Below are 10,588 nucleotides of genomic sequence, written 5' to 3' on the forward strand. Positions count from 1 at the left end.
ATAAACATTGTTGGCGGTAGTTTTCCTATGGCTACAGATAAGAAATACCTCGATGCATGGTATAATCTTCCATCTTTAATAGCTGTAGAACAGATTTATAAGAAAGCTTCTGATCCACTACTAACGCCAAATCCAAATTTTGGTAATAAAAGTATAGTTCAATACACAAAAGATAGAGGATTTAGAACTGGTGTCTTTCATCCAATACCGACAAATATATATGGAGCTCCAGGTGGACGTGGTAATTACTTTAATCCCAATAATTATGGCGAAATTCAAGACCTAAGAGGGAATTTAGAATTTCTATTTAGTCTTCCTCAAAATGCAGCACCTGGTATTATTGTGACTGATCGACCAGATGTAGATAGAAGCTTTCTAAAGCTTTTTAATTTGGAGTCAAAATATACTTTGCGAACAAACGATTTCTAGGTTATGAAAAAGTTACTTGTCTTATTTCTATTTTTATTGAGTGTTTGTTCTGTTAATGCCCGGTTCTATTCTTATAATTGCTATTCTGACAAACCTGCCTATATCTATAACAATTATGCCGTTTGGTATGCTTCAGACTTAACTATTCAACCTGGGAGTGCTATTAATGCAGGGCTACGTTTTGATTTAGATTTTTCGACGCACAAACTTCCTGTAAATGGTTTGATTCTTGCAATTGGAGTTAGTGAAAATCAAAAATTTTCTCCAGCTTTTGAATTAGTGCAAAATGGGCAGCAACTGCAACTCAAACGAAAAGTTGAGATTGGAAGTGAAGTTCATGATTTTATACAAGATTGTTGGACTCCGAATCTATTAAAACCTCTTCGAAATTACCATCTTGTTTTTGAATTTGATGAAACGCGGTGTAGAATTTTATTATGGGAAAGGGGAAGTGAAAGTAATCAACAATGTGAGTATACTTTCTATGGTATAATGTCAACGAAAACAAAAGAGATATTGGGGACAACAACAACACTGAATCATCTGCTTTCTATGGCAACTAATCGTGATTATTATCCAAATATTGTTACAGCACGTGATCTCGGTTATGGAGTCGGCGTTGAAGTTCCACCACCTCCAACACAGATTAGTTGGTTGAAGCTCGAAAATGTTAATAGTGGTATGAACTTTAGTTTGTATGAAAATGCTACACATGAAGGAATTAGTATTGTTCAAAGAGATCAGAAAACAAAAGGATGTGCTGATATCTGGGAGATGATTCCAACATATATGCCATCACGAATTCCTACGGGATATAATGCGAGATTAAAGAATATACTCACATCTTTTGATGCTTCAATTAAGGGCTGTGCATCTACAGAAAGAATACCTTTAATTAATGAAAATACATCAGATTGTAATTTGTGGCTTTTCTATAATCCCCTTGGTCGGACGAATAAATTTAACCTCCATAATCGACAGCATGGTTTATTTGCTGTTGTAAAGGATGCATCAAAATACGATGGTACCACAATCTGGACCTGGTTTACTGGGCAAAGTGAGAATTCTCAATGGAAAATCCAAAAAGTAGAATTTCCACAAGCAGAAATAGAGTCAGGCACTTACACCTTGAAAAATAAATATAGTGAACATTGCATCGTTCCTAAATATATAGATTATAATTATCATGAACTAATACAAGCCTCTCCAAAACTCCAAAATACAACATGGTATGTAAGAAAACAGCCCAATGGACTTGTGACATTACAAAATGTAGATACGAAAGAGTATATGGTCACCTACAATGCGGAATTAGAAAACAGAGTCCCCATCGTTCAATGGGAGACGGCTGTTTCTGGAAATTCTAAATGGATTATTAAAAAAGCTGGCATTTATCATACGCTGAAAAATCTGAATTCAGATGCTTACGTACAGCCAGATCTCTACTATCCTTCACAAGCAAATGTTGCGATACAACAAAATACAGCTATTGGTGAGCCCATGTACTGGTCATTAAATCAATTTTCTTATGGACCAAAAGAGTTACTTGGAGGAATGTATCGTATTCGTCACTCTGTGACAGGACAAATTTTAGGTGTTCAAAAATCTTCTACAGCAATCGGTGCTCCATTAATTGCAAAAGATAGAGCTTTAGATCCAAGCGATTGGTGGACTTTTATTTTTGAAGAAACAGGTGGTGTTGCTGTACAGAACGTGAGAAGTAATTTATTTATGGATATAGAAGGGAGTTCTACAGAATCCGATGCTTTTAGCGTGCAAAGTTCTCGAGATACAGATAAGCGAGGACATTCTTTGTGGGTAATAGAACCGCTTTCATCAGAGCATGTAGTTAGGATTAAAAATGTTCATAGTGGAAAATATTTGTGTTTAAAGAGACTTCCTCAACCTGGGGAAAATCTTAAAGTAACGCAAGTAGAGTTAACTCAAGAGACAGAGACTTCTACGGTCTGGATGTTAGAAATGATATATTAATTAATTTATAAATTAAAATCTTATGAAGAAGAATTTTTTACTTTTCATTCTTTTATTTATTACTATTTTAAGTGTGTCTGCACAGAATCGTGCCGAACTAATTCGACAAAAACTATTGAACAGAGATAGTCATTCTGTAATTGTTGCATCACACCGTGGAGATTGGCGTAATTTCTGTGAGAATTCGCTAGAGGCAATTGATAATGCAGCCAAAATGGGCGTTGATATAGTTGAGATAGATGTACAGCGCACAAAAGATGGACAACTGATTTTAATGCATGACCCCAAATTAGACAGAACAACAACTGGAAAAGGCTTTATTAAAGATACTACACTAGCTTACATTCGCACATTACACCTAAAGAATGGTTGTAACATAAGAACAATTCACCGGGTTCCAACACTTGAAGAAGCCCTAGTTCATGCTAAAGGAAAAGTGATGTTAAATCTAGATAAAGCTGATAGGTATTTTGATCAAGTATATGAATTGATGAAAAAAACAGGTACAACAAAGCAGATTATCATGAAAGGAACCAAATCAGCAGAAGAGGTTAAAAAACAGTATGGTGATTATCTTAAGGATGTGATATATATGCCTATTATTGATATAGATAAACCAAACGCAATCGAACAAATTGATAAGTTTATCAGTGATATGCATCCAGTTGCTTTTGAATTGTTATTTAAATTAGATTCAAATCCGATTCCTCCAACGTTACCCAATAAGCTAAAAGGAAAGGCTCTAATTTGGTATAACACACTATGGGATACTATGGCTGGTGGGCACGATGATGATATGTCTTTGGAAGATCCGGACAAAGGCTATGGATATTTGATTGATAAATTAGGAGCTCGTTTGTTACAAACAGACAGACCTCAATACCTTCTTACCTATCTTCGCTCTCGTAAACTGCATGACTAATGAAACTTATAAAAAAATTATATTCATATTATAAGATTCCATCTCCAGCTGAAACTCCAGAAAACGATAAGGATAGATTAAAGCGTGTCAGACTTATATCATTCCTTACCGCAACATTAGGTTATGGTATATATTACGTTTGTCGCTTGAGCATGAATGTAATTCGCAAGCCTATGGTTGAAGATGGTCTTTTTACAGAAACAGAGATTGGAGTTATAGGCTCTTGTCTGTTCTTCACTTATGCAATTGGTAAGCTTTGTAATGGTTTTATTGCAGATAGAGCTAACGTGAAAAAGTTAATGTCTACAGGACTAATGATCTCTGCAATTATCAATTTAGTGCTGGGCTTTACAAATTCATTTATACTCTTTGCTATCTTATGGGGAATAAATGGCTTTTTCCAATCAATGGGAGCGACATCGGGTGTTGTTTCATTGACAAGATGGTTTGATAGTAGCAATCGCGGAACTTATTATGGTTTTTGGAGTGCAAGCCATAATTTGGGAGAAGCAATTACATTTATTAGTATAGCAATTCTTGCAACACAGTTCGGTTGGAGATATGCCCTAATCGGTGCAGGATTAATTGGTATAGCCTATTTTTTTGTTATGCAATGGGGAATGAAAGATACCCCACAAAAATATGGTTATTTGTTAGGTCAACATGGTACGGCAAAAGAAAAGACTCCAGACTTCAATAAAAGCCAGAAAGCCGTCTTACGTAATCCTGCAATATGGATACTCGCTTTAGGTTCTGCATTTATGTACATTAGCCGATATGCTGTTAATAGCTGGGGCGTTTTCTATCTTGAAACGATGAAAGGCTATTCTACACTAGACGCAAGTTTTATTATATCTATTAGCTCTGTATGTGGTATTGTTGGAACAATTGCTTCCGGTCTAATTTCAGATAAACTCTTTAGGGGCTCAAGAAACATTCCTGCTTTAGTCTTTGGATTAGTCAATGTTGTTGCACTTTGTTTATTCCTTCTAGTTCCTGGTGTACATTTCATTATTGATGTTATCGCAATGGTACTTTTTGGCCTGGGTATTGGTGTATTGATTTGTTTTCTCGGTGGACTGATGGCTGTTGATTTGGCGCCAAAGAACGCATCGGGTGCTGCACTCGGTGTCGTTGGAGTAGCCAGTTATATTGGAGCTGGTGTTCAAGATATTATGAGTGGATGGCTGATAGAGGGTCATAAACATTTTGTAAATGGTTCTGAAGTATATGATTTTACATATATCAATTACTTTTGGATTGGGGCTGCATTGATGTCTGTCATTCTAACTCTTCTTGTTTGGAATGCAAAAGCTAATAACAATTAAGATATAAGAATTACAGATGATTTGTATGACAACAAAACTATTGAATTATTTGCATTTTTTGTTTTCATCCTAAATCAATTTTAAATCTACATTTTGTTAAATATAATTACAAACCTAATGAATAGCAAACCTTTTATTGATTATACAAGTTCGGGATAAGAATATCCTCTATAAGTTGGGTATAAATGACAATAATAGGCGTAAAAAGACTTATTCTCTTTATCCTTTAGAGGAATAAGAGACTCTCTAAACGATTTTGAACGAATATAGTCTTACATTCTTTGCTAATATTTGTATGTATTATATAGGCTATATCAAATGACTAAGATGTGGATTATTTTTTATTCGTTCTATCTCAGAACTAACAAGGGATAATATATCTTGTTTAACCCGTTTATAGTTGGCTTCGATGGTCTCTTTGAGATTGTCGGAGCCATCTTCGTTTATGAAGTCTGCGATTATGGGGATGGGTTGGTATACTTTCATCTCGGCAGAGATCTTGGCACTATCCACCACTATCTCTGCATGAAAAATCTTTTGGTCGATACGTTCATCGAAGTTGTCTGACACTGCACCCACGAACATACCTTGTGTAAGGTTACTGATTTTCGATGCTGGAATAAGGCAGTCCATCTGTGTGGAGATAGAGGTGGACTTGTCATTGCGGTTGATGGTCATAGACTGCCGTTGCTGAAGAACCTTTCCAAACCGTTCGGAAAGCGTCTTGGCTGTTTCTCCTACCACTTGCCCGGAGAATACGTTACCTACAGTGTTCTGTATTACTTTGCTCTCCTTATCTCCATAGTCTCTTGTAAGCTGTGAAAAGTCCTGAAAGCCTAAGCAGACTGCCACTTTATTACTTCGAGCAGTAGCGATAAGATTATCAAGTCCACGGAAATATATGGTAGGCAACTCGTCGATGATTACTGATGATTTGAGTTGCTTCTTCTTGTTGATGAGCTTCACGATACGACTGTTATATAGACCAAGTGCCGCAGAATAGATATTTTGACGGTCGGGGTTGTTACCCACAACAAGGACTTTCGGCTCATCAGGGTTGTTGATGTCGAGCGAGAAATCATCGCCCGTCATCACCCAATAAAGGGCAGGGCTTATCATACGAGATAGTGGTATCTTAGCACTGGCTATCTGCCCCTGTAACTGGTCCTGTGCGCCACCCTCCCATGCGTCCATAAAAGGAGAAAGGTAGTTGGCAAGTTCATCGTAGGAAGTGAGTATCGGGAATATCTGTGCGTAGGGACGGTTAAGAAATTCGATGGCATGGGGAAAGGTGCAATACTTCCCGTCCTCATAGATTTTGAGGAACCAGATGATGGCAGCCAGCAAGATAATCGGTGACTCTACAAAGAAATCTCCCTGTTTTTGTATCCACGAGCGGTTCAAGTTGAGCATGATGGTGTAGGCACTCTCATATGCGTCTGATATATCCGTCATAAAGGCAGGATTGATGGGATTGCAACGATGGCTTCTTCGAGGGTCGTCAAAGTTAATTACATAGAACTGCGGTTTTACCTTGTAGGCATCCAAATGATGAAGCAGGTGATTATAAGCAATCTCGGAAAGGTCTGGGAACTTATAATCATAGATATACATCGCAAAGCCTTTCTCTATCTGCTGCTTGATGTAGTTGTTCACGATAGCGTAGGACTTACCCGAACCCGGTGTTCCAAGTACCATTGAGGCACGAAAGGGATTGACCACGTTAATCCAACCATTGTTCCATTTCTTCTTATAGTAGAAGCGTGTAGGAAGATTGACGGAGTATTCATTTTCCATCAACCGTGTTTCCTGCATGAAGCTCTCATTCTCCGTATTGAACACATCGTCCATCAGGTTGTTTTTGAGTAGTCGGCTCATCCATACGCCACCCATCAGCAGGCAGATATAACCAATGGACAGCGTAAATATATAGAGGGAAGCTACCCCGATCTTGCCGATGGGCAATACCAATAGCCACCAGTTGAGAAAGAAAAAGACAAAGCCAGAGAAAAGCACCGTCCCAATCTTCGACCATGTGATTTTCTCCTCTTTCACGCCCTTTGTCCCCAGGCAGGAAAGAGCAAGGAATACCACACAAAAGAGTTTTGTCCAAAGGATAGACGAAAATAATCCCGTGGTGCGCTGGAAGTTCATCAGAATTTTATCAATGATGCCAAGCGTAAAACCCCAGACATGAAATGCCTCGTAACAGAACCAATAACAGTTAACGAGGAGGAATATCACAGATATGCCCCTCATAAAGTCCATGACTTTACCTAATGCCCTTAAATCATCTTCCTGTGCCATAATCGTATTGCTTAATATTTGTTGTATTATCGTTATTTGAATTGCATTTGAATGTTGTTCAAACAAAGTTTGAAATACTTTATCTATCTTTTCTTCTGTCTGAGGTTGACTTTGCTTTGCCTGCGAAGTTTACGTTGCCAAGCCGCTTCCTTCCAATCATCATTGCCCGTAGGTAGGAAAGAACCATCTGCCATATCCTCGATTAGTTCATCGATGAGATTGTCGGTGTTCTCCGTATCTGATTGCAAGGGTTGAACGGTTGGCGATGCTTCTAAACGAACAGACGGATTGCCATACAGCATTTCATCCAAGAATGGGTTGTACGTAGGATTGGAGAAATAGGTATTAAATATATTGGCGGCATATCCCTTACCTAATCGAGAACCATTGAGCGCAACACCCTGCTCATCATCAATAAAGGTAATGCCGTAAATTCTTCCATTATCATTCTTTCGGATTACTACACGCAAGCCTTGTTCCTCCAATCTTTGCCGAAATTCTTTCTCCGTATTGGGAGAGGTACGCATAGCTTGTAACACCTTGCCTCTTATAGTCGGTACTAGTGGCTTGATGGCTTGCTTTGATTTTTGCATCCTGTTCTGTACGGCAGTATAGCCCACACCACGACCGATGTCCGAGGCGTGGATAGGGGTGCCTGCCTTGTTGCCCTTTTCATCAGTTGGAACATAAACCAGTCCGTCATACTTCTTTCCCCGAAACTCCGTCTTTACTTCTTCTACGGCAAGGTTATATTTGCTCAAAATGGCATTGAGCTCGCCCAAGGAGCAGAAACGATAATGTTTCAGTACTATGCGGAGAGCACTTGCCACCTGCTTCTTGATATTTCTTTGTGTAGTATCAATTTTGGGCGTTTCTTCCACCGCTTTGTCAGCGACCTTTGAACTTGGAATGAGACCAAACCTCTTTTCCAAGGCATCGGTAATCTTCTTGCTCCGCCGTTTCTCAAACTTGTCGTTAATCTTTCGTCCCTCTCCGTCCACTCGAAGCGACACGATGTGTATATGCTCACGGGCGATGTCGTTGTGTTTGAACACAATATAGGGTTGCTTGCCATAACCAAGTGCTTCCATATACTCTCTTGCAATCTGCATAAGTGTTTCATTGGAGAGTTTCTCGTCTGGGTGCGGATTGAGCGAGCAATGAAACACCATCTTTTTTGTTCGGCATTTCTCTGGAATAACTGCTTGCATATCAGCAAATACTTCAGCCATCGTATAAGTTCCCTCTCTGTTTTGAAACAAGCCTTGGGCAAGGAGAATGCTTGCTTCCCCTTTCTCCACCTTTTTGAAGTTGTAGCCGATTGCCCCTCCAAGGTTTTCCGTTGCAGAAATCTTCGCTATCATTTTTTGCGGTAGTCTATGGTAAGACTGATAGCCTGCTCCTGCAAGGCAATGATTTGATCCGATAAATGCTCTAACTTTTCAAGCAGTATCTGTGCAGTTTTTACGCTGTGATAGCTGTTGATGGCACGCACTGTCTGGTTATAAAGCACGCCAATCTTATGGATCTGCGCCGTCAGTTCAGAGAGCTTTCTGTAGTATTCCACGGCGGATTTATCCACCGTGATGACCTTAAAACTCTCCCCAAGAATACGACCACGCACGAAATCCGACTTGGTTTCCGCTCCCGATTTATAGAACAAATCAATCGCCCTTTGCTGGTCTTTCGGGTTGGGAAGACGAGTGTCCCATCTGTCCCATCGTTCTATCTTTTCGTTCATTGTTTTTATCCTTATCTAATTACGACTTTGGAGTAATTCATCTCCCTTTCGGGGCAAGGGTCTTTATCGGCAGAAACGGAGTTTGTCGGACAAAGACACACCTTGCCAATATCAAGAGTTGATACGATTGAAGCATCCACCTTTTTGGGGTGTCTGCTTCGGGACGTTTCCTCCATGTATTATTCTCGCCTACAAAGTTACGGCAGATTTTCAAATATCTCATTATCAGAGATATTCACTCTTTTTCCTCGTATTTCCCTGCACTTCATCGCTGTAATAAAATCAGCAGAAATATCATTTATTTTGCAGTCAGAACGAGCGAACAATGGTATGATAATACAAGCAAAAGATATATCATATTATCGCCTGCTTGCACCAAAGATGACAAGAAGGAACAATACATATTCATAACAATTTATTGTCATGACAAACTATTGTCAATACAACAAATTGTAAGAACTTGAAATCGTCCTTTTGGACTATCGCCCGAACCATACGCAGTCAGAGCAAACTGTCTGCTGATGACTCTTAATAATGAGAGAATATCCAAACATCAAATAGACAAATAATATGAACTAAGAAATTATCATTATGGAGAACAAAGAACAACGCCCCCTTTTTCTGGGCTTCTCTTCCCAAAAGGGAGGAGTGGGAAAAAGTACTCTTGCCGAAATCGTAAGCAGCATATTGTACTACGAGCAAGACATCAACCTCTTCGTGATGGACTGCGACCTGTCGCAAGACTCTTTCTACAAACTGAGGGAACGTGAGAAAAGTATCGTTCAGGAGAGCGAAGAGCTTTCCAAATCCATGCAGGAGTACTTTCATCACCTCGGCAAAAAAGCATACAGAATTTACAAGTCTGCACCCAAGGAAGCCGTCAGGACTGCACGAAGTAAAATCGACGGTATCAGCAACGAGAAGTACCAGTTGGTTATATTTGATTTCCCGGGACATGCTGGAACAACCGAACTGATGGAACTGTCCCTTCAGATGGACTATATCCTTTCTCCGATTGAAGCCGATATTCAGTCGCTGGTTTCATGTCTGGCATACGCCAAGACTATCACGGAGATTGGAGTTTCGATGTCCGACTCCCGGATAAAGGACATTATCCTGTTCTGGAACAAGGTGGACAGAAGAGTAAGGAACATCATCATCGACGAATATACAAAGCTCATCGACGAATACGAACTCACGCTCCTGCCCGGCTATGTATATGCCACGCACCGCTTCTCTCACGAACTTTCCACATACGGACTGCGCGGAGTGTTCCGCTCTACCTATCAGCCCCCTGCAAGGGGATTACGAACGGGTACAGGGCTGGACGAACTCGTTAATGAGATAATTCAACGTCTCAAACTAAAAACGAAAACAGAAAATGGCAACGATTGAGGAAAGAAAGCAACAGCTGGAAAACAAGCTGAAGAAAATGGCAGAGGACAATGTCGTGGTGAAACCTGTCACGATACCAAACTCCTTCGACCCTTCCGAGGATACTGAGTCCTCCCCAGCAACATCAGGGGAGGAAGACAATAATTTAGAAGAGACGAAAGAAACGAAAACAGCAAAAGAAAAACTGGTAGATGAAATAGAAAGAGAGGAAACGGGGAACACGGAAAAGAAACGGGAAAGGAAACCGAGAATGGAAAAGCCCGGCGTGTCCTCCCTTTCCATAGAGGACTACCGTTCTCTGTACTTTCATCCCGTCCGCTCCCAAATGCGGACAGCCTTCTCCATTAATCTGGAAACGCTGCAGAACCTGCGCAACGTGTTGCAGGACTTGGGGGAGCGTGTTTCCATAGCCGCATATATAGACAACATTCTTAGGGAACACCTGCGTGAACATGTGGAATTGCTCAACAGTGG

Annotated in this window: 9 protein-coding genes; 6 read left to right on the forward strand and 3 right to left on the reverse strand. The window is 40.0% G+C overall.

Features of this window, described 5'->3' with window-relative positions; genetic code table 11:
- From HMPREF9420_RS10450 to HMPREF9420_RS10465, 4 genes are all read left to right on the forward strand, one after another.
- Positions 1–429: hypothetical protein (locus tag HMPREF9420_RS10450; protein WP_007135644.1), on the forward strand; the 429-nt coding region annotated here is incomplete at its 5' end.
- A 3-nt stretch (positions 430–432) separates the two neighbouring features.
- Entirely contained in the window at positions 433–2,421 is a 1,989-nt protein-coding gene (locus tag HMPREF9420_RS10455) for an RICIN domain-containing protein (protein ID WP_007135645.1), read from the forward strand.
- Between the two features lie 22 nt (positions 2,422–2,443).
- Entirely contained in the window at positions 2,444–3,343 is a 900-nt protein-coding gene (locus HMPREF9420_RS10460; RefSeq protein ID WP_007135646.1) for a glycerophosphodiester phosphodiesterase family protein, read from the forward strand.
- Positions 3,343–4,671, forward strand: a complete 1,329-nt coding sequence (locus HMPREF9420_RS10465; RefSeq protein ID WP_007135647.1) for an MFS transporter — start codon at positions 3,343–3,345, stop codon at positions 4,669–4,671. The genes HMPREF9420_RS10460 and HMPREF9420_RS10465 overlap by 1 nt, the downstream gene beginning before the upstream one ends.
- 309 nt (positions 4,672–4,980) lie before the next feature.
- Here the strand turns inward: HMPREF9420_RS10465 and mobC are convergent, their stop codons facing one another.
- From mobC to HMPREF9420_RS10480, 3 genes are all read right to left on the reverse strand, one after another.
- A complete protein-coding gene (gene mobC, locus HMPREF9420_RS10470) occupies positions 4,981–6,978 on the reverse strand; it encodes a conjugal transfer protein MobC (protein ID WP_007135648.1) in 1,998 nt (665 codons plus the stop codon).
- A gap of 83 nt (positions 6,979–7,061) precedes the next feature.
- Positions 7,062–8,342 carry a conjugal transfer protein MobB gene (mobB, locus tag HMPREF9420_RS10475; protein ID WP_007135649.1) on the reverse strand — a complete coding sequence of 427 codons (1,281 nt, stop codon included), beginning with the start codon at positions 8,340–8,342 and terminating at the stop codon, positions 7,062–7,064.
- Entirely contained in the window at positions 8,339–8,719 is a 381-nt protein-coding gene (locus HMPREF9420_RS10480; RefSeq protein WP_007135650.1) for a plasmid mobilization protein, read from the reverse strand. The genes mobB and HMPREF9420_RS10480 overlap by 4 nt, the downstream gene beginning before the upstream one ends.
- A gap of 591 nt (positions 8,720–9,310) precedes the next feature.
- Between HMPREF9420_RS10480 and HMPREF9420_RS10485 the strand changes: the two genes are divergently transcribed.
- Both HMPREF9420_RS10485 and HMPREF9420_RS10490 read left to right on the forward strand, forming a co-directional pair.
- Positions 9,311–10,114 (forward strand): division plane positioning ATPase MipZ, encoded by an 804-nt coding sequence (locus HMPREF9420_RS10485; protein WP_007135651.1) that lies wholly within the window; start codon positions 9,311–9,313, stop codon positions 10,112–10,114.
- The coding region (locus HMPREF9420_RS10490; protein WP_007135652.1) for a DUF3408 domain-containing protein at positions 10,101–10,588 on the forward strand (488 nt) is incomplete at its 3' end. The genes HMPREF9420_RS10485 and HMPREF9420_RS10490, both read left to right, overlap by 14 nt.

The sequence above is a fragment of the Segatella salivae DSM 15606 genome (genome assembly GCF_000185845.1).
GTDB lineage: Bacteria > Bacteroidota > Bacteroidia > Bacteroidales > Bacteroidaceae > Prevotella > Prevotella salivae.